20 protein-coding genes and 1 tRNA gene are annotated in these 21,279 nt (G+C 29.7%); 16 read left to right on the forward strand and 5 right to left on the reverse strand.

Annotation, left to right across the window (positions count from 1 at the left end; translation table 11 throughout):
• Positions 1 to 16: 16 nt before the first annotated feature.
• The 6 genes from LXD69_RS17105 to LXD69_RS17130 all read left to right on the forward strand — a co-directional run bounded on the left by LXD69_RS17105 (position 17) and on the right by LXD69_RS17130 (position 5,624).
• The gene (locus LXD69_RS17105; RefSeq protein WP_246916268.1) at positions 17 to 1,021 is read left to right on the forward strand and encodes an SIMPL domain-containing protein; all 1,005 of its coding nucleotides are present in this window, start codon (positions 17 to 19) and stop codon (positions 1,019 to 1,021) included.
• Positions 1,022 to 1,231: 210 nt separating this feature from the next.
• Entirely contained in the window at positions 1,232 to 1,864 is a 633-nt protein-coding gene (locus tag LXD69_RS17110) for a Crp/Fnr family transcriptional regulator (RefSeq protein WP_045972240.1), read from the forward strand.
• Complete coding sequence (locus tag LXD69_RS17115) at positions 1,864 to 2,640, forward strand: sulfite exporter TauE/SafE family protein (RefSeq protein WP_045972238.1); 777 nt, start codon at positions 1,864 to 1,866, stop codon at positions 2,638 to 2,640. The genes LXD69_RS17110 and LXD69_RS17115 overlap by 1 nt, the downstream gene beginning before the upstream one ends.
• 69 nt (positions 2,641 to 2,709) lie before the next feature.
• Positions 2,710 to 4,119: an MBL fold metallo-hydrolase gene (locus LXD69_RS17120; RefSeq protein WP_246916269.1), complete on the forward strand. Its 1,410-nt coding sequence runs from the start codon at positions 2,710 to 2,712 to the stop codon at positions 4,117 to 4,119.
• Positions 4,120 to 4,253: 134 nt separating this feature from the next.
• Positions 4,254 to 5,375 (forward strand): TlpA disulfide reductase family protein, encoded by a 1,122-nt coding sequence (locus LXD69_RS17125; protein ID WP_246916270.1) that lies wholly within the window; start codon positions 4,254 to 4,256, stop codon positions 5,373 to 5,375.
• A 165-nt stretch (positions 5,376 to 5,540) separates the two neighbouring features.
• Positions 5,541 to 5,624, forward strand: a tRNA-Tyr gene (locus tag LXD69_RS17130).
• Positions 5,625 to 5,833: 209 nt separating this feature from the next.
• On the opposite strand, the gene LXD69_RS17135 is transcribed toward LXD69_RS17130, so the two are convergent.
• Together LXD69_RS17135 and LXD69_RS17140 are read right to left on the reverse strand one after the other, a co-directional pair.
• Positions 5,834 to 6,523 (reverse strand): SIMPL domain-containing protein, encoded by a 690-nt coding sequence (locus LXD69_RS17135; RefSeq protein WP_246916271.1) that lies wholly within the window; start codon positions 6,521 to 6,523, stop codon positions 5,834 to 5,836.
• A 43-nt stretch (positions 6,524 to 6,566) separates the two neighbouring features.
• Complete coding sequence (locus tag LXD69_RS17140; RefSeq protein ID WP_246916272.1) at positions 6,567 to 7,205, reverse strand: rhomboid family intramembrane serine protease; 639 nt, start codon at positions 7,203 to 7,205, stop codon at positions 6,567 to 6,569.
• Between the two features lie 97 nt (positions 7,206 to 7,302).
• Here LXD69_RS17140 and LXD69_RS17145 point away from each other — a divergent pair, with 97 nt between their 5' ends.
• On the forward strand, positions 7,303 to 8,190 hold the full coding sequence (locus LXD69_RS17145; RefSeq protein ID WP_246916273.1) for a lysophospholipid acyltransferase family protein: 888 nt from the start codon (positions 7,303 to 7,305) through the stop codon (positions 8,188 to 8,190).
• Positions 8,191 to 8,199: 9 nt separating this feature from the next.
• Positions 8,200 to 8,784, forward strand: coding sequence for a non-canonical purine NTP diphosphatase (locus tag LXD69_RS17150; protein ID WP_045972225.1), 585 nt, complete (start codon positions 8,200 to 8,202; stop codon positions 8,782 to 8,784).
• Here LXD69_RS17150 and LXD69_RS17155 read toward each other — a convergent pair.
• Positions 8,772 to 9,377 carry a trimeric intracellular cation channel family protein gene (locus LXD69_RS17155; RefSeq protein WP_045972223.1) on the reverse strand — a complete coding sequence of 202 codons (606 nt, stop codon included), beginning with the start codon at positions 9,375 to 9,377 and terminating at the stop codon, positions 8,772 to 8,774. The genes LXD69_RS17150 and LXD69_RS17155 overlap by 13 nt on opposite strands.
• Positions 9,378 to 9,537: 160 nt before the next feature.
• On the opposite strand from LXD69_RS17155, the gene LXD69_RS17160 reads away from it, so the two are divergent.
• Positions 9,538 to 11,382 (forward strand): DEAD/DEAH box helicase, encoded by a 1,845-nt coding sequence (locus LXD69_RS17160; protein ID WP_246916274.1) that lies wholly within the window; start codon positions 9,538 to 9,540, stop codon positions 11,380 to 11,382.
• 287 nt (positions 11,383 to 11,669) lie between these two features.
• Here LXD69_RS17160 and ccsA read toward each other — a convergent pair whose 3' ends face one another.
• Together ccsA and LXD69_RS17170 are read right to left on the reverse strand one after the other, a co-directional pair.
• Positions 11,670 to 14,846, reverse strand: coding sequence for a cytochrome c biogenesis protein (gene ccsA / locus LXD69_RS17165; protein ID WP_246916275.1), 3,177 nt, complete (start codon positions 14,844 to 14,846; stop codon positions 11,670 to 11,672).
• A gap of 101 nt (positions 14,847 to 14,947) precedes the next feature.
• Complete coding sequence (locus LXD69_RS17170) at positions 14,948 to 15,673, reverse strand: biotin--[acetyl-CoA-carboxylase] ligase (protein ID WP_246916276.1); 726 nt, start codon at positions 15,671 to 15,673, stop codon at positions 14,948 to 14,950.
• Positions 15,674 to 15,767: 94 nt separating this feature from the next.
• On the opposite strand from LXD69_RS17170, the gene rsfS reads away from it, so the two are divergent.
• From rsfS to LXD69_RS17205, 7 genes are all read left to right on the forward strand, one after another.
• Entirely contained in the window at positions 15,768 to 16,136 is a 369-nt protein-coding gene (gene rsfS / locus LXD69_RS17175) for a ribosome silencing factor (protein WP_045972215.1), read from the forward strand.
• Between the two features lie 7 nt (positions 16,137 to 16,143).
• The gene (gene ftsH, locus LXD69_RS17180; RefSeq protein WP_045972213.1) at positions 16,144 to 18,072 is read left to right on the forward strand and encodes an ATP-dependent zinc metalloprotease FtsH; all 1,929 of its coding nucleotides are present in this window, start codon (positions 16,144 to 16,146) and stop codon (positions 18,070 to 18,072) included.
• A gap of 105 nt (positions 18,073 to 18,177) precedes the next feature.
• Complete coding sequence (locus tag LXD69_RS17185; protein ID WP_045972211.1) at positions 18,178 to 18,780, forward strand: LUD domain-containing protein; 603 nt, start codon at positions 18,178 to 18,180, stop codon at positions 18,778 to 18,780.
• A gap of 1 nt (position 18,781) precedes the next feature.
• Positions 18,782 to 19,588, forward strand: coding sequence for a phosphatidate cytidylyltransferase (locus tag LXD69_RS17190; protein WP_045972209.1), 807 nt, complete (start codon positions 18,782 to 18,784; stop codon positions 19,586 to 19,588).
• Positions 19,578 to 20,228 (forward strand): phosphatidylserine decarboxylase family protein, encoded by a 651-nt coding sequence (locus LXD69_RS17195; protein ID WP_045972206.1) that lies wholly within the window; start codon positions 19,578 to 19,580, stop codon positions 20,226 to 20,228. Before LXD69_RS17190 ends, LXD69_RS17195 begins: the two co-directional genes overlap by 11 nt.
• Complete coding sequence (locus LXD69_RS17200; protein ID WP_045972204.1) at positions 20,229 to 20,507, forward strand: acyl-CoA-binding protein; 279 nt, start codon at positions 20,229 to 20,231, stop codon at positions 20,505 to 20,507.
• Positions 20,504 to 21,277: a superoxide dismutase gene (locus tag LXD69_RS17205; RefSeq protein WP_246916277.1), complete on the forward strand. Its 774-nt coding sequence runs from the start codon at positions 20,504 to 20,506 to the stop codon at positions 21,275 to 21,277. Before LXD69_RS17200 ends, LXD69_RS17205 begins: the two co-directional genes overlap by 4 nt.
• The last annotated feature ends 2 nt before the right edge of the window (positions 21,278 to 21,279 follow it).

The following is a 21,279-nucleotide window of genomic DNA, read 5'->3' on the forward strand; positions in this document are numbered from 1 at the left end:
TAAAAACTGAAATAAAATGAAAAATTTAAAATTTACCTTAGCTATTGCTTTATTATTAAGTTTGGAAATCTTTGCACAACATTCTGGAAATGCAAATTCAGAAACTGCAAAAGCACTTTCTAGTGGCAATTACAATTCTCGAAATCAGTATCAAAACAATCAGGTTAATACGATTCAAACAACTACTGGTAATGAAAATGAAATGTATATTCAAATTAAAGGAATTTATAACGAAAAAGCTTCTTCGCAACGAGCTGTTTTTAGTGTGCTTCAAATAGGAAAAACAGCAGAAGAAACAACAAAATTAATGGATGAACGCTTGGAAAATGTAATAAAGCAACTTACTGCATTTAATGCAGAAATTGAAATTATTATTGACATGATTTCTTTTCTTCCGATGTATGATTATGAAATTCAGAAGAAAATTTTTAATCCTAAAACGTATAACGAAAAACCTTCTGGATTTGAGTTAAAGAAAAACTTAATCATCAAATACAAAAAAACAAACGATTTAAACACCATAATGAATGTGTGTGCTAAACAAGAAATTTATGATTTAGCAAAAGTTGATTATGTAACCAGTAATTTAGACCATATTAGAGATGTTCTACAAACTAAAGCTGCTGAAGAATATAAACAAATGTTAACCAATTATTCTGCTATTATGAATACTGATTTGTTTAAAAAAGAGAAATCGTTAACCGAAGGATATAATACGGTTTACCCAATGGAAAGTTATAAAAATTACACTGCCTATAGCCAAGCTAGTATAAATTTTGCACCAGAAAGCACTGTAAACAATATTAGAAAAAACAACACCCAGTTTTATGATGCTTCACTTTCTAAAACGCATACTTTTGTTGTTAATGCCGATATTACAGAACCTACAATTCAAATATTTTATGATTTAATCATTAAAATTAAATTAAAAGAAGATCAACTTCCTAAAAATACTATTATACGAAATAATCGCTATTACATTATTACTGCAAATGGCGATGTAAAACCTTTGAATTTATAATAAAAAAGCAGCGTGTAATATCAAATATTACACGCTGCTTTTTATTTTGACATTCTATATAAAAAAAGAGCTATTGCATAAAATACATTGTCTTCAAAAAAAGAAACATTTAGGCAAAAGCAATTAATCTTTTTAAACAGTCCCAGTTATGTAACAAAAGTAGCAAACAAAATTATTTAGAATAGAGTATCTTTGAATATATTTAGAATCATGAAAGAAAAATTAAAAGACGCTTACGAATATATCTTTGAAGAAGCATTACTAGAGGAAATTGAAAAAGTAGCTACTTATAAAAGTTTTAAAGCCGATGAAAATTTAATTGAAATTGGCGATTATATTAAATCTATGCCATTACTTCTTGATGGTGCCATAAAAATTCTAAGAGAAGATGAAAATGGAGATGAATTGCTACTTTATTTTTTAGAACGTGGCGATACATGTGCTATGACTTTAACCTGTTGCATGGGGAAATCTAAAAGTAAAATAAGAGCTGTTGCAGAAAACAATGGTGCTATGTTTATGATACCTATTGAGAAAATGGAAGAATGGTTAACTAAATATAAAACTTGGAGAAATTTTGTTTTTGACAGTTACAACATTCGTTTAAATGAAATGCTAGAAGCTATTGACACACTAGCATTCATGAATTTAGATGAACGCTTATATAAATATTTAACCGACAAAGCAAAAGTTATTGGCAGTACTGAAATTAACAATACACATCAGCAAATTGCTTATGAGATGCACACTTCTAGAGTTGTTATTTCTAGGTTATTAAAAAGCTTAGAACTTCAAGGCAAAATAAAATTACACAGAAACAAGATTGAAATACTTATAATGTAATGGAAGTATTTGCTTATATTGGTGCATTGCTCATAGGCTTAGTTTTAGGACTCACTGGTGGTGGTGGTTCCATGTTAACTGTTCCTGTTTTAGTTTATGTTTTACACATTAACCCTGTAGTAGCTACTGCTTATTCTCTTTTCATTGTTGGGTCAACATCTGTTGTAGGTGCGTTCCAAAATTATAAAAAAGGACTTGTAGATTTTCATAATGGAATTTTGTTTGCTGTACCATCATTTATAGGTGTTTATTTAACAAGACGCTTTATAATTCCGATAATTCCAGACACCATAATAACCACTTCATATTTTTCTTTATCAAAGAATACTTTTTTAATGCTCCTTTTTGCAATTATTATGCTCCTATCAGCCATTGCAATGCTAAAAAAGAAAAAAGAAAGAATTGTAAAAGAAAAGTCTAGTATTACATCTCTTATTATTCAAACCTTTTTAATTGGAATACTTATAGGTTTAATAGGTGCTGGTGGAGGATTTATAATCATCCCTTCTTTAGTATTATTTGCCAAATTACCCATGAAAAAAGCAATAGGAACATCATTATTTATTATTGCAATTAACTCTTCAATAGGTTTTTTAGGTGATGTTCAAAACTTAACAATCGACTGGTTCTTTTTAATCTCTTTTTCGGCAATTTCTATTTTAGGAATCCTATTAGGTATCTTTTTAAATAAATTTATAAATGAATCTCAGCTAAAAAAAGGGTTTGCATACTTTGTCTTAGCTATGGCTTTCTTAATTTTAGTTAAAGAATTGTAGTTAAGTAACCTTTGTTACTTCATTAAAAATTTATTATTTGTAATTTTGTTTATATAAAATAATATTCACATGAAAATAGAACAAATTTATACTGGTTGCATAGCTCATGCAGCTTATTATATAGAAAACAATGGAGAAGCTGCAATATTTGATCCACTTAGAGAGGTTCAACCTTATATAAATAGATCAGAGAAAGACAAAGCAAAAATAAAATATATTTTTGAAACACATTTCCATGCCGATTTTGTTTCTGGTCATTTAGATTTAGCTCAAAAAACAGGAGCAAATATTGTTTATGGACCAACAGCCAATCCTAATTTTGAAGCAATTATTGCTACAGACAATCAAGAATTTAAAGTTGGAAATTATACTATTAGAGCCATTCACACACCAGGACATACTCTAGAAAGTACTTGCTATCTTTTAATTGATGAAAATGGAAAACAACACGGAATAATTACAGGTGATACATTATTCATTGGAGATGTAGGTCGTCCTGATTTAGCACAAAAACTAGTAGCAGATTTAACACAGGATAAATTAGCTGAATATTTATTTCATTCGTTACGTGATAAAATAATGCCTTTATCAGATGACTTAATAGTATATCCAAATCATGGAGCTGGAAGTGCTTGTGGAAAAAACATGAGCAAAGAAACAACAGACACATTAGGGAATCAGAAAAAAACAAATTATGCTTTAAGAGCAAATATGACAATAGACGATTTTAAAAAGGAACTATTAGATGGTTTACTCCCTCCTCCTGCCTATTTCCCTCAGAATGTTTTAATGAATATTCAAGGATATGAAAGTCTTGACAGTATTAAAGAGAAGGCAGACAATCCTTTATCTCCACAAGATTTTGAAGCTATTGCAAATCAAACTGAAGCTCTTATTTTAGATGTAAGACATGAGACTGATTTCGTTAAAGCACACATTCCAAATTCAATTTTTATAGGATTACATGGACAATTTGCTCCTTGGGTAGGTGCTTTAGTAAGAGATGTGAAACAACCTATATTATTAATTACTCCTGAAGGACAAGAAGAAGAAACTGTAACACGTTTATCTAGAGTAGGATTTGACAACACACTAGGTTATTTAAAAGGAGGTATTGATTCTTGGGTAAAAGCCGGATACGAAACCGATTCCATTTATTCTGTATCTCCTGAAGAATTTGAGAAAAGTTTTGAAACTACACCTATCATTGATTGTCGTAGACCTGGTGAATATTCTTCATTACACATAAATAGAGCTACTAATATTCCTTTAGATTTCTTAAACGATCATTTATCAGAAATACCAAAAAACGAACCTTTTTATGTACATTGTGCTGGTGGTTATCGTTCTGTAATTTGGTCATCAATTATGAAGTCAAGAGGATATCACAATATGATAAACATTGAAACAGGAATGTCTGGAATAAAAAACACAGCTATTCCACTTGTAGAAGGAGTATGCCCTTCAACATTAAAATAGACATAATCTTAATTGAAATTATACAAAGTCAGGTTAATACCCTGACTTTTTTGTGAAAAATTTAATTCATATTTTTGAATATTAGCCTTAAAAATAAATACATTTGCTACTAAATTAAACGATACAATTACATAATGAAGAAAATCTTAGTATTATTAGCATCCGCTTTTGCTTTTATTTCTTGTGAAAAAGCGCTAGAAAATCAATACATCATTACTGGAACAGTTAATGGAGTTGAAAATGGTAAAAAAGTTTTTATTGAACTACGTGGTGAAGCAGAACCCGTTACAAAAGATACAGCTATTGTGACAGATGGTAAGTTTGAATTTAAAGGAACTGCACCAGATTTAGACATTGCTTTCCTAAAAATTGAAAATGAAATGCAAAGTTTGCCTTTTATTTTAGAAGAAGGAAAAATTGAAGTTGTTTTTGATAAAGATACTATTCAAAAATCAAAAATTAAAGGAACTGCAAACAATGAAAAATTCCAAGAATTTAATGACAAATCAACTGTTGTGAACAAAAAGATGATGCAATTTCAAAAAGAAAACATGTCAAAGATGCAAATTGCTCAACAATCGCAAGATACTGCAACTATCAATAAAATAATGGATGATTATAAATCTTTTCAAGATGAAATGAGTAATGTATCTAAAGATTTCGTGAAAAACAATCCAAAAACATTTATCTCTGTTTTATTACTTGAAAATTTCTTAATGAGCCAATCAATGACTCCTGAAGAAGTTAGAGGATATTACGAGAAATTCGATAAAGATTTATTAGAAACTAAAAGTGCTAAAAACATCAAAAAATCACTTGATGCTTTTATTGCAATCGCTATTGGTAAACCAGCTCCTGATTTTTCTGCTCCATCACCAGATGGTAAGACTATTTCTTTAAAAGAATCTTTAGGAAAAGTTACTATTATTGATTTTTGGGCTTCATGGTGTGGTCCTTGTAGAATTGAAAACCCAAATGTTGTAGCATTATACAATGAATATCATGATAAAGGTTTAAATATAATTGGTGTTTCTTTAGATAAAGATGGTGCAAAATGGAAAGAAGCTATTGAAAAAGATGGTTTAACATGGAATCATATTTCAAATTTAAAATTTTGGCAAGATCCTATTGCAGAGCAATACAATGTTAAATCTATTCCTGCTACTTTCATATTAGATGAAAAAGGAAATATCGTAGCTAAAGATTTAAGAGGTGATGAATTAAAAGCAAAAGTAAAAGAGCTTTTAGGTGAATAATCCTTGTGAAAATATAATTAATAAAAAATCTCCTTTAAGGAGATTTTTTTATGCTTTTCATTTACAAATACTTACATTTTTTTTATAAAAATATTCAAAAAAATATTTGTTTATTATAAAAAGCATCCTATATTTGCAACCGCTTACTGAAACAAGCACAGCGTTGGGGAGATACTCAAGCGGCCAACGAGGGCAGACTGTAAATCTGCTGTGAAAACTTCGCAGGTTCGAATCCTGCTCTCCCCACCAAAAACCAAAAGCGTTTAGACATATCTAAACGCTTTTTTTATTACCCCTATATTAATCCAAATACTTTGTGTTACATTTTTATACAATGAATTAATTCTTATTTGTAACAAAACAAAATATTCTTCTATTCCACTCTACAGATAAAACAAAAAAAATCACTCAAGATTCTATCTTAAGTGATTGATTTTAAATATTAAATTCTTCTTTTTCTATTCTAAAATAAAACTAACAGAAACAGTTGCTGTAATATCTATTTCTCCAACAGCTAAAGTCTCTTTAAATCCACCCATATCCATTTCAGCAGATACTGCCATATTTTTATACATTGGTTGCGGATAATAGCTAGCATTTGAGCTATCTGAAATTAAAACAGCCTTACCTACTTTTTGATTTAATGCAGAAACATAATCTTCCGCTTTCTTTTTAGCGTCTAAAACTGCTTTTTTTCTTGCTTCCGCTTCATACTGTTCCATTTTTGAAGATTTAAATTGAACACCTTGAATTTGATTAATTCCACTGTCCACTAAATCCATCATTACAGCATCATACTTTGATAAATCTTTTAAATGAATTACAATTGTTTGATTTGCAACGTAGTTGTTCTTTTTAGTTGCATAATCATAGTTCTTAAACAACGAAACTCTATTAGATTGAAAGTCAGAAGTTGGAATTCCTCTTTTCTTAATTGCTTTAATAACTAAATCTACCGTTTCATCATTTTTCTTTTTAACTTCTGTTGCATCTTTTCCTGTATTTTCAACTCCAACAGTAATTAAAACTTCATCTGGAGTTACTTTAACTTTTCCTTCTCCTGATACAGAAATTTGCGGAACTAATTTGTTGTCTTGTGCTTGAGCCATAACTGTAATAAGTGTTAATACTAAAATTATTCTTTTCATGATATATTAATTTTATTTGTTTTTATTCAATTCTTATGCCAAACTATAATTTATTTGTTTTATTCATATAAAATAATACGATTATTGGTATTGTCAACAAAATAACCATCTTCGTATTTGTTTGCAACAAAGCGGGCTCTCGCATAAGTGTAATTAAATATCCTCCTATTGCTCCACCAAAATGCGCAGTATGACCTATATTATCTCTTTTTGCTTTCATTCCATAAATAGAATACAACAAATACCCTATTCCAAAAAGATAACCTGGTATTGGAATAATAAAATAAAGCCCTAAAGTCATATTAGGATTAAGCAAGATTGCACTATAAATAACTCCCATAACTGCACCAGAAGCACCTATTGCTCTATATGAATAATCATTCTTATGCAAATAAAGCGTTAACAAACTTCCTGCAATCATACTTCCAAAATAGACATATAAAAAATATACATCTCCAAGATTTGCCAGAACATAAGGAGCAAAAAAGTAAAGTGTTATCATGTTAAATGCTAAATGCATAATATCTCCATGAAGAAACCCAGAAGTAATCATTCTAATTTGTTCTCCAGCGCGAATACTTCCAATATGAAATTCATATTTTCTAAAAAAATTGAAATCATTAAACCCTTTATAACTTACCAAAGCGGTAATTCCAATTATTACTATTAATAGTAAACTCATCCTAAATTATTATTTTTTGTAAATTTAATAATACTTTAGGTATTTCCTTATTCTTTTAAAGAAGTATATTTGTAAAATATTTTTAAATAAAAAAACAATGCAATTAATTGTATATATTCTACTATATCCATTATTATTTTTAATATCAATATTACCCTTTAGATTACTTTATATATTCTCAGATTTTATTTATTTTATGGTCTATAGAGTTATTGGTTATAGAAAAAAAGTGGTTCGAGAAAATCTAGCTATGGCACTGCCACACCTAAGCACTGAAGAAAGAAAAAATATTGAAAAAAAATTCTATTCTCACATGTGCGACATGTTTTTAGAAATGATAAAAACAATGACTATTTCAAGAAAAGAAATGGAAAAACGCTATAAATTCATTAACCTTGATGTTTATATGGATTTAGAAAAAAAGAAAAAAAGCATTGCATTACTCTGCGCACATTATGCAAGTTACGAATGGGTTATTTCAATGAATTACCATATTACATTTAAAGGATATGGAATCTATAAAAGAATATCTAATAAATATTTTGACAAATTAGTGCATGATATCCGTTCAAAATTCAAGGCTACTTTAATTACTACTAAAGATACTATATCAACCATTGAACAAAATCAAAAAGATGGAATATTAGGAATTTACGGATTTGCAAGTGATCAATCTCCAAAGTCATCAATAAAATCACATTGGTCAACTTTTATGGGAATTGAAACACCTATTCATGTTGGAGCTGAAATTATCTCAAAACGACTAGATATGAATGTTGTTTTCTTAAAAACAAAGAAAGTAAAGCGAGGTTATTACGAAGCTACTTTAGAAGTCATGAGTGAAGATGCGAAATCAATTCCTAATTTTGAAATTTCCGATGCTTTCATAAGAAAAGTGGAAGAACAAATTTATGAAGCTCCTGAATATTATTTATGGACTCACAAACGATGGAAGCATAAAAAAGAAAATAGAATAACAACTTAAAATGTAATCATGAAACTTGTTTTTGCATCTAATAATAAAAATAAAATATCGGAAATTCAGCAAATGCTTCCTAAAGAAATAACTTTATTAAGTCTTGAAGACATTGGTTGTTTTGTAGATATTCCTGAAACAGCAAACACAATTGAAGGAAATGCAATTCTTAAAGCAAACTATATTACAGAAAAATACGGTTACAATTGTTTTGCAGATGATACTGGCCTAGAAGTTGACGCACTGAATGGAGAGCCTGGAGTTTATTCCGCAAGATATGCTGGAGAGCAAAAAAATTCGGAAGACAACATGAACAAACTTCTATCTGAACTACAAGATAAAAACAATAGAAGTGCAAATTTCAAAACAGTTATTGCACTCAATATTAACAACACTCAACACTTGTTTACTGGTATTGCAAAAGGTACAATAATTGAACATAAAAAAGGAAATCAAGGCTTTGGATATGACCCTATCTTTCTTCCAGAAAATTATGAAAAGACTTTTGCAGAAATGAATTTAGACGAGAAAGCCACCTTAAGCCATAGAGGGAAAGCAACAAAAGAATTAATTACCTTTTTAAACAACAATTACACTTTATGATGTAATGTTGGTAAATACCATTTATTCCTTACTGCTAAAAGGCGTAAAATAATCATAAAAAGAGATGTAATCAAATATAACGCATCATCATTTATATTACATTCTTGCAAAATAAAAAACAGAACACCACCTAACAAACACACTGTAGCATAAATTTCTCTTCTAAAGATAACAGGTATTTCATTACACAAAATATCTCTAATAACACCTCCAAAAGTTGCAGTTATAGTACCTAGCGCTATACAAATGATAGGGTGCAATCCTTTTTCAATCCCTTTTTCTAGTCCTATTAAAGTAAAAATTCCTAATCCAATTGTATCAAACAAAAACATTGAAATTCGCAACCTATCTAATTTCTTCCTAAAAACAACTGCAATAATAAATCCAATAACTATTAAATAAACATATTGTAAATTCTGCATCCAACCCACAGGAGTTCTCCCAATTAAAATATCTCGTAATGTTCCTCCTCCTAATGCTGTTACAAAAGCAATAATAAAAACTCCAAATAAATCTAATTTTTTATTTAAAGCAGTTAATACTCCTGACACAGCAAACACAAAAGTTCCTATAAAATCTAATAATTGAAACATCCTTATTTAATATTTTGTGCAAAAATAAAGTTTAGAGAATAAAAAAATAGTGTTTTTTCAATTCTTTTTTAATATCAAAAATCTGAAATTGAACATTTTAAAACAAATTAGCATATCTCATTAATAAACAGTACCTTTGCACCCAATTTTAAATACATACATGAATAAATTTGAACAATTAGGTCTAAACGAATCGCTTCTGCTCGCGATCAAAGACCTTGGATTTGAAAGTCCATCGGAAGTACAGGAAAAAGCGATTCCCCTATTATTGGAAAAAGACACAGACATTGTAGCGTTAGCTCAAACCGGAACTGGTAAGACTGCAGCGTTTGGGTTTCCACTTATCCAAAAAATTGATGCTGAGAATAGAGATACTCAAGCCTTAATTTTATCGCCTACAAGAGAGTTATGTCTTCAAATTACAAATGAAATTAAGCTTTACTCAAAATACATTAAAGGTTTAAATACCGTTGCCATTTATGGAGGTGCTAGTATTACTGAACAAGCTAATCAAATTAGAAGAGGTGCACAAATTATTGTAGCTACTCCTGGTAGAATGCAAGATATGATTAACCGTAATATGGTTAACATTAAGAACATTAACTATTGCGTGCTAGATGAAGCAGATGAAATGTTAAACATGGGTTTCTATGAAGACATTACTGCTATTTTATCAGACACACCAAAAGACAAAAGTACATGGTTATTCTCGGCTACAATGCCACAAGAAGTTGCACGTATTGCAAAAGACTTCATGAGAAAACCTTTAGAAATTACTGTAGGACATAAAAACTCAGGTAACGAAAACGTTTCTCACGAATTTTATTTAGTAAGTGCTCGTGATCGTTATGCTGCATTAAAGCGTTTAGCTGATGCAAATCCTGATATCTTTTCAGTTGTTTTTTGTAGAACAAAACGTGACACACAAGCAGTTGCTGAAAAATTAATTGAAGATGGTTATAGTGCTGCTGCATTACATGGAGATTTATCTCAATCACAACGTGATGGTGTAATGAAATCATTCCGCGGAAGACAAATCCAAATGCTTGTTGCTACAGATGTTGCTGCTCGTGGAATTGATGTAGATGATATTACTCACGTAATTAACTATCAGCTTCCTGACGAGGTAGAAACATACACACACCGTTCTGGACGTACAGGACGTGCTGGAAAATCAGGAACTTCATTAGTAATTATTACAAAAAGTGAATTACGCAAAATATCAGCTATTGAGCGTATTATTAAAATGAAATTTGAAGAAAAACCAATTCCTTCTGGAATGGAAATTTGTCAAATTCAATTATTCCACTTAGCAAACAGAATCAAAGATGTAGAAGTAGATCATGAAATTGATGCTTACTTACCTGCAATTGAAGAAGTTTTAAAAGATTTACCAAAAGAAGAATTAATCAAAAAAATGGTATCGGTAGAATTTAATCGTTTTATCAACTATTATAAAAAATCAAGAGATTTGTCTTCTGACCCAGGAACAAGAAGAGAAGCAGGTGTTATTCCAACAGATGGTGCCGTTCGTTTCTTTATCAATATTGGTTCAAGAGATAATTTTGACTGGATGTCATTAAAAGATTTCTTAAAAGACACATTAGACCTAGGTAGAGATGATGTTTTCAAAGTAGACGTAAAAGAAGGATTCTCTTTCTTTAATACAGATGCTTCACTTGCTCCTAAAGTAATGGAAATCTTAAATGCTTTCAACTTAGAAGGAAGAAAAATCAATGTTGAGATTTCTAAAAATGATGGTGGAAGCAGCAGTAGAAGAAGAGATCACAATGGTCGTGGTGGTGAAAGACGTAGCGGTGGAAGTGGAAGAAGCGGAAGTGGAGATCGTAGAAATAGTGGCGGTGGAGACAGAAGATCTTCTGGTGGTGATAGAAAATTCGAAAGTAGAAACAACGACAGAAGAGGTGACAGAAGCTCTAGAAATTCATCTGAAGGTGGTTCTAAATTCTTCGAGAAAGCAAAACGTTCAAGAAGAAGCGAATAAGAAAATATAAATTTCTTATATAAATAAAAAACGACTCTATAACAGAGCCGTTTTTTTTGTTTAAACATTTTATTATTTTAATAAGATAAACAGAAATTCTGAATTTAAAATAGAAGAATCTGCAATTCCATTTGTTAGTATAAACATTTCGCATCTAATAGAACAAAGGAATAACCAACAATATCTTTTAACAAACAAACCTCGTTTAAGCTTCTTAAACGAGGTTTGTTTGTTGGATAAAATCTAAATTTTATAAATATGCTTTTTTAATACTATTAAAAAAACATTTACTTCTTCACATAATACTTCCTATACTGAGAATAAGAGACTGTGCTTAATAAAACTACAAAAGCAAGAGAAACGTAAACAAAAACAGGTGTTACAACTTTCTCCCCGCTTGCATAAGAGTGCATTCCAGTTAAATAAAAATTAACACCAAAATATGTCATTAATATAGAATAAAATGCAAAAATACTCATCACATTATAAATCCATTTACTTCGCATTCCTGGGACTAATCTAGCATGAATTACAAAAGCATAAACAAAGATACTGATTAATGCCCATGTTTCTTTTGGATCCCAACCCCAATAGCGCCCCCAACTTTCATTTGCCCATTGTCCTCCTAAAAAGTTACCAATAGTTAGCATTACTAAACCAACAGTTATTGCCATTTCATTTATATAACTCAACTCATCAATAGTCAATTTCATTTTTGCCTTATTTTTTTCTGTAGTAAATAAGATTAAGAACAAAGCCACTATTCCTAAAATCATTCCTAAAGTGAATGGTCCATAACTAGCTACAATTACAGCAACATGTATCATTAACCAATATGAATTTAATACAGGTTGTAAATTAGCTATCGCTGGATCCATCCAACTCCAATGTGCAATCATCAAAATCATTGATGCTACAAATGCTGTTGAAGCTAATGTTAATTGTGATTTTCTACCAAATGCAATACCAAAGAACATTGTTGCCCACGCTACATATATCATACTCTCATAAGCATCACTCCACGGTGCATGACCTGAAATATACCAACGCGCTATTAATCCTAATGTGTGAATTACGAAAAAGAAAATAATTAACCCATGAAAGAAATTAACAGTATAATTTATCCATTTTTTACTTGAAAATAACTGAACAATCGTAAAAGCCAACATTAAAACTCCAGCTAACATATACAAATAATACAAACGTTTGAAAACATCGTACTTATTATACATAATTTCAGAATTAATCTTTTCATCAGATAGCATTACTTTAGCTCCATATTTTTGCTGATAATTTTTCAACCCAGTTAACAATGAGCTTGCTAATTTATAATCCTTACTTTCAGATGCTTTTGATACCGCATTTAAATAAAAAGGCATTACTGTTTTAATTGTATCCAAAGCTGTTCCTGTTGGTTCACTAATTTCTAAATAAGAAACCCATTTATTATTTTTATCATTAGGAATTGGGTACACTCTCATTATTTGACCACTTAAAGCATCATACAACAAGTTTACTTTTTTATCTGTTTCGATAAAATCTTTCTGAAAACTATTTGGAACAGCAGCTCCATAGGCATCTTCTAAAAAAGGAGCCAATTTATAAGCGCCCTCTTTATCAAAGAAATTAACTAGTGAAGCGTATTCTGCGGATGAATCTATTCCTGCAATTTTACGAATACTATCATTTCCTCTTTTTAAATAAATAATCGGTAAATTATACCAATATTGAGGAAACTGTGTCATAGAAATGAAAGCCTGATCCGCATTTAATCCTTCATACGAATCGCTTTTTGATACTTTACGTAGCAACTCAGAAGAAAAAGTATTAACAGGTTTCATTCTTCCGCTTAAATCCTGAATTACCATTTTACCAAACTCAGCAGCATGTTCTTTATCTACTTTATGCTTCTGAATAAATTCTAATACTTTTTTAGCATCTGTTTCTTGATGATTATGCTCTTTATCTTGAGAAAAACCTACAAATGAAAATAAAAGAACAAGAACAGTCATTAACGATTTTTTCTTCACTCCTATTTTATCAATTTTCTTTTTCAAATCACCAAAACGAGTATTCTTATCAAACAAAATTACCATCATAGCAAAATACAATAAGAAATAGCCTAAATAAGTTATCCATGTTCCCCATTGATCGTGATTTACAGACAAATGTGTTCCTTTTTCATCTGGATCAAAACCTGCTTGAAAAAATCGATATCCTCTATAATCTAAAATATTATTCATAAAGACACTATCTTTGAATGTATTATTCTGCTCTGTATCTTGTATTTCAATTTTACTTTTAAATGCTGAATAACTTTTTTCTGTTCCAGGATATTTATCGGCAATAAAATCATCTAGTTGTATTTTGAAGGGAACTTCATACACTTTACTTCCAAAAAATAATGTGAATTCTAATTCTCCTATCTTTATGGTTTGTGGAATTCCTTGCTTTCCTTTTGCTCCTACTAACAATAATTTTTCTTCTTTTCCTTGACTTTTTATTGTCACAGAAAGAGCATCATCTGTTTGTTTATCTTTAAAATCATGGTTTGACTTATATGTTATTTCACCTTTAATAGGTGGTTCAGGAAAAACAAATTGAGTTCCTGCAAGATTATAAAGAGATCGTAATTGTAAAGGTTGAACAGTATCTTTTACTACTCTCCCTTGTTGCTGATCTGCCATTCTCATATAACTTCCTTCAAAAGGAGTCTGAATAAACAAGGCTCCTTCTAAGTTTGAAATATTAATAGCACCTTGTGTAAATTTATTAAAAGCAAATAATACATTATGAATACTTTGAACTTCACCATCTTTTAAGAAATGTTCATGTCGATTTCCATCTCCAGATTCAACCATTTTTATATATTGCTCTCCGTTTTCATTTTCTTCAATAGTTTGAGCAACATTCATCAAATAATTATCATATTCAATTTCATAAGGTATTTTATTAAATTCTCCCTTTACCGAAAAATCATTCGAAAAGAAAAGACTTAAAAACCAATTATTTTCTATTTCTGGAGCAAAATATCTACCTTCTTCAAAAGAACGACGCTTCATTTCTCCATTATACTCTCCGTCTACAAAACCAGATAAATACGTTTTATCAGAATACATTCTGTTTTCTGATTCTCCTTCTCTTATAATCATCATTCCTTCATAACTAATATATCGAGTTATAAAAGCTCCTATAATTATAAAAATAAAAGATAAATGCAATAAAAGTGTTGCCCACTTTTCTTTTTTATACAATTGATAACGTTTGATATTTCCAATGAAATTAATCACAAAAAATACCATTATCACTTCAAACCACCATGCGTTATAAACAATTATACGAGCTGTATCGGTGTTATAAGCATCTTCAATAAAAGTTCCTGCTGCCATTGCTATTATCATAACAATGAATAAAACAGCCATTAATCGTGTTGAAAATAAGAACGAGAATATTTTTTTATCCATTTTTTAGATGTAGTAAGTTAAAACGATTGCAAAAGTACTTAAAAACAAAAACTTTTTTATTAAGTTTAACAAGTCTTTATTAAGTTTTAAGTATTCATACTTTAATAAAGCATTTTTACTTCTTTTATGTCATATTCATTTATTGTATCATCTTCCAAAAGTAATTGTAGTTTTCCATTGTTGGTAACTCCTTTCACAATTGCCATAAATTTTTGATTTGTATTATTTACAAATACAGTAGGAATATCTTTTCTAAACAGAAGATTATTATATTTATCCCAAAAATATGACTTATCTCCTATTCGAGTCATATTAAATTTTAGTCTTTCAATAATTTGTTTTAAAATTAAATCTTTATCAAATTCTTCCTTTTTTAATATTGCTAATGAAGATGCTTGCGGTAAATTATCAAAACTCATTTGATTTATATTTAACCCAATTCCAACTACAGTTTGAATCATTCCATCTGACTTTATAGCATTTTCAATTAAAATTCCGCCAATTTTTTTATTCTCTGACAAAATGTCGTTTGGCCATTTAATGGCTAAATCAACTAATTTTAACTCCGTCAAAACCTCTATAATTGTTATTGGAACTATAATATTAATTAAATAAATAGAAGATACATCTACCTGAAAATCTTTAACAAACACACTAAACGTTAGGTTTTTACCGTTTTCAGAAACCCACACTGAACCTCTTTGACCTTTTCCATTTAGCTGGTTTTCTGCAACTACTACTGTAAAATTTTCAACCATTTCCTTAGCTGACATCTGTCTTAAAAAATCATTTGTAGAAGCTATGGCATTGAGTTTGATGATATTCATTTAGTAAAAATGTAAAGTTTTAATTTTAATCTTATGTTAAGGTTCAAAAATAAAGACAAAAAATGATAACTTTGCATAAACTTAAAAATTTTAAATGGCAAAAAGTAATAATAACGACGATTTATTAGCAAATATCATTAAAGGAATTGAAGATGTAAAAGGTGCTGATATAGATATCCTAGATTTAAGAGAAATTGAAAATACAGTATGCGATTATTTCATTGTATGTAATGGAAACTCAAACACTCAAGTCGTTGCAATCGCAAATTCTATACAAAAAGTAGTATCAAAAGAGCTTAAAGAAAAACCATGGCACGTAGAAGGCATGGAAAATGCAGAATGGGTTTTAATGGATTTTGTGAACATAGTAGTTCATGTTTTCCAAACACACATTCGTGAGTATTACAACATTGAAAGTCTTTGGGGTGATGCTAAAATAACTTCAATAGAAAGTAAATACTAAAAAAATTATGTCTGAGAATAAAAACCCAAAATTCAAGGTTAGTCCGTGGTTAGTGTACGGATTAATTATTGGAATATTGTTACTAATAAATGTTTTTGGCAACGGAATTGATTTTAGCAATCCTAAACCAGCAACATTATCTAAATTTTACGACTTTTTAGATTCAAATCAAGTCGAGAAAGTAATTTTTAGCAATACGAAAGCGCAAATTTATCTTAAAAAAGAAGCATTAGGCAACAAAGAACATGCAAATGCTAAAGATAATATGTTGGGTAAACTTAACGAAAAAGGACCTCACTATTTTGTTGAAATAGGTAATTTAGAATTATTTCAAAAAAACTTAGCAGAAGCTCATAAAAAAGGACTATTAGATGATTATTCTAAAGAACCTGATGGAATTTGGGGCGAAGTATTTTCTATATTACTTCCATTTATTCTTATAGCAGGTTTATGGATTTTTATGATGAGACGAATGTCTGGTGGATCTGGTGGTGGAGGTGGTCAAATATTTAGCATTGGAAAATCTAAAGCTAAATTATTTGATGAAAAAAATGATGTAAAAGTCACTTTTGAAAATGTTGCTGGACTTGAAGGTGCAAAAGAAGAGATTGAAGAAATTGTTGAATTTCTAAAAAATCCAGAAAAATATACTTCTATAGGAGGAAAAATACCAAAAGGAGCCTTACTTGTAGGACCTCCAGGAACCGGGAAAACATTATTAGCTAAAGCCGTTGCAGGTGAAGCAAAAGTACCGTTCTTCTCATTATCTGGTTCAGATTTTGTTGAAATGTTTGTAGGTGTAGGTGCTTCAAGAGTAAGAGACTTATTTAAACAAGCTAAAGAAAAATCACCAGCAATCATTTTTATTGATGAAATTGATGCTGTTGGTAGAGCTCGTGGAAAAAGCAACATGTCAGGTGGTAACGATGAACGTGAAAACACTTTAAATCAATTATTAACTGAAATGGATGGTTTTGGTACAAATACAAATGTTATTGTATTAGCCGCTACAAACCGAGCAGATGTACTAGATAAAGCTTTAATGAGAGCTGGACGTTTTGACAGACAAATTTATGTAGATCTTCCAGACATTAGAGAACGTAAAGAAATATTTGAGGTTCATTTAAAACCAATAAAAAAATCTGAAGAATTAGACACTGAATTTTTAGCAAAACAAACACCTGGGTTTTCTGGTGCTGACATAGCAAATGTTTGTAATGAAGCGGCATTAATTGCAGCTAGAAAAGACAAAAAAGCAGTGGACAAACAAGATTTCTTAGATGCTGTTGATAGAATTGTGGGTGGACTTGAAAAGAAAAATAAAATTGTTACTCCGGAAGAGAAAAGAGCTATTGCCATTCATGAAGCCGGACACGCAACTGTTAGTTGGATGCTTGAACACGCAGCACCATTAGTAAAAGTAACCATAGTACCTAGAGGACAAAGTTTAGGAGCTGCATGGTATTTACCAGAAGAACGCTTAATTGTTCGACCTGAACAAATGCTTGACGAAATGTGTGCTACAATGGGAGGAAGAGCGGCTGAAAAAGTTATTTTTAACAAAATTTCTACAGGTGCATTAAGCGACTTAGAAAAAGTAACCAAACAAGCTAGAGCAATGGTAACTGTTTATGGCTTAAATGAAAAATTAGGAAACATCACATATTATGATTCGTCAGGACAAAGTGAGTATAATTTTTCAAAACCATATTCAGAAGATACTGCAAGGGTAATTGATACTGAAATTTCTAAATTAATAGAAGATCAATATACAAGAGCTATTCAATTATTAGAAGACAATAAAGACAAACTAATTCAGTTAGCAGATATCTTAATTGAAAAAGAAGTAATATTCAAAGACGACTTAGAGGCTATTTTTGGGAATAGACCACATGAAAAAGTAATTGAAATTACAACTGAAGAATCTCCAGAATAAAACTTTTATAACCAAATATCAAAAAAACTTAGCTCTTTACTAAAAAGGACTAAGTTTTTTTTTATCTTTGGTGTTTCGCTAATAACAATCACCTACAAAATTTAAATGAGTCTTTTCAGAAAAATTTTTGGAAACACAGGAAATACTCCTGAGAATAAGGATGAAGAAGTCAGTCCTTATGCTCCAGAAGTAAAACTACCTATTGATGAAATGTTTACCCATAATTTCAAAAAGAATGGAGGAAAATTTATTTATTGTGAAAACCTAAATGAGGTTTCTGAAAATTTCATCAATATATTAGAAGAGAATGATTGGTTTGAAAGCGAAGTCATTTGTCATGAATCAAAACTTTTTCATTTATTAGATGAGAATAAGTTAGATTATAAAAATGCTCCTAAAAACCCTGTTTTTTATTTTTCAACTTGTGAAAATTTAATTGCTGACGAAGGTTCAATTTTGTTTTCATCCAACCAATTTAGGCATTTTAAACCAAATGATTTACCTACAAATATGATTGTACTAGCGACTACAAGTCAGTTAGTAACAAGCAAAGGAGATGGGTTAAGAATTATAAAAAACAAATACGACAAAGAATATCCATCTAATATTACGACCATAAAATACTTCGAAAAAGCAAAAGAAGAAGACTTTTTACATTATGGAAGTTGTCATAAAAACTTATATTTGCTTTTATTTGAAGATCTTTAAGATGAATGAAACTTTAAAAAGAGCAATTTCGGGTGCTGTTTATATTTTTTTACTATTAGGTTGTATCTTATATTCGCAGATAAGTTTCAATATTTTATTTGGTATCTTTCTAGCAATTGCTGTTTACGAATTTTGCAAAATGCAAAAATTAAATTTCTTAATCAACGTTGTAATTGCAATAGCACTTTATATTGTAATAGATAAAACAAAATATATTCAAAAAATAGATCAACCTATTACTATTTTTACAATATTCATTTCATTTCGTTTATTGTATTTTCTATTCAATAAAAAAATAAATACTATTTCAACTCTTTGGAAATATGCCTATTTAATTGGCTATATTATTCTCCCTTTTATTTTAATAGCGAAAGTTCCTATAGGTGTTGGAAATAAATATAACCCAAAGATTTTAATTACAATTTTTATCTTAATCTGGACCAATGACACATTTGCCTACTTAGTAGGGAAAAATATCGGAAAAAATAAATTATTCCCTACCATATCTCCCAAAAAAACAATTGAAGGATTTATAGGTGGTTTAATTTTTTCAGCAATTTGTGGTTATTTATTAGCAAAATATTATTTACATGCTACTTTATATATTTGGTTAATTATTTCTATTATTGTAAGCGTTTTCAGTACATTAGGAGATTTAATAGAATCTAAATTCAAAAGAGTTGCAGAAATTAAAGACAGCGGAAATATAATGCCTGGTCATGGTGGCATACTAGATAGACTAGATAGTATTATATTTGTAGTTCCATTTATATATTTATTTTATTTAATTTTAAATTATGTTTCATAAAGAAGGTGCCAAGATCATTTTAATTACACTTACATTAGTAGTAGGTATAATCTTTTTAAGCGATGCTTTTATTTCAATTAACTGGTTGAGAAATGCGATAATTATATTATCATTAGTTTTTCTTATCCTAATACTTCAGTTCTTTAGAAATCCTAAAAGAGAAACTGACAACAGTGACAATCATATTCTTGCACCTGTTGATGGAAAAGTAGTTGTAATTGAAGAAGTTTTTGAACCTGAATATTTCAAAGACAAACGATTAATGGTATCCATTTTTATGTCCCCAATAAATGTCCATGTTACAAGATATGCATTAAATGGAATAGTAAAATATAGTAAATATCACCCTGGTAAATATTTGGTTGCTTGGCATCCAAAAGCAAGTGAAGAAAACGAACGTACAACAGTTGTTATAAACAATCGTGTATACGGAGAAGTAATGTATCGTCAAATTGCCGGAGCATTAGCTCGTAGAATTATAAACTACGCAGAAGAAGGCATGAGAGTAGTACAAGGAAAAGACGCTGGTTTTATTAAATTTGGTTCAAGAGTAGATATTTATTTACCTCTTGGAACTGAAGTAAATGTAAAACTTGGAGAAAAAGCAATTGGAGCAAAAACCATCATCTGCAAAAAATAGATGAGTAATAAGAATTTAGACATATTATTTGATGAAGCTTTTGAGAATGCAAATAAAATTCCTCAAGAGTCAGTTCCGCAAGATACACAGCTAGTATTATATGGTTTATATAAACAAGCAACTAGCGGTATAACAAATATCTATTTTCAAAATCCACAAGATTTAATAAATGCATTCAAGCTAAATGCTTGGATGCAAGTAAAACATCTATCAATAAGTGAGGCAAAGCAACAATATATAGATATCATTAATCAACTTATGAAAGAGCGAAATTTATGAAACACTTCTACGTTGTATTACCTATCTTATTTTTACTAAACTCTTGCAAGGAAAACAACAATTTAGTTGAAGTACAACTTCCTGAGCCAGAAATAGAAACTTCTGTTGTTTATAGTAATCCATCAGATACAAAAACAAATAGTGGTCCTTTCCAATTATTTAAAATCAATTACCCTTTTGATGCTTTAGAACCTTCAATTGATGGTAAAACTATGGAAATTCATTATACAAAACACTATTTGAGTTATACCAATACATTAAACAAACTAATTGCTAATAATCCTGATTGGCAAGATAAAAATATAGAAGAACTTCTACTGTTTTCAAATGAAAAAAATAATGATTTAAAAAATAATGCTGGTGGTTATTACAATCATTCTTTATTTTTTGAAATCTTGACACCCAAAGGAGCAAAATCACCAAAAGATAACCTTTCAAAAGCTATAAATACTGAATTTACATCTTTTAATTTATTCAAAAACAAATTTATTAGTGAAGCAAACAAACATTTTGGATCAGGATGGATTTGGTTAATTGTAAAAAAAGATGGTAAACTTGAAATTACGACTTCAAACAATCAAGATAATCCGTTAATGAGTGATTCTAAGATAAAAGGTAAACCAATACTTGGTATTGATTTATGGGAACATGCTTATTATTTAAAATATCAAAATAATAAAAGAACATATATAGAGTCTGTTTTTGAAATTATTAACTGGACAGTTGTTTCAAAAAAATATAATGATATAATACCAACCAATCCGCAATAGCG

Source organism: Flavobacterium sediminilitoris (genome assembly GCF_023008245.1).
Taxonomy (GTDB): Bacteria; Bacteroidota; Bacteroidia; order Flavobacteriales; family Flavobacteriaceae; genus Flavobacterium; species Flavobacterium sediminilitoris.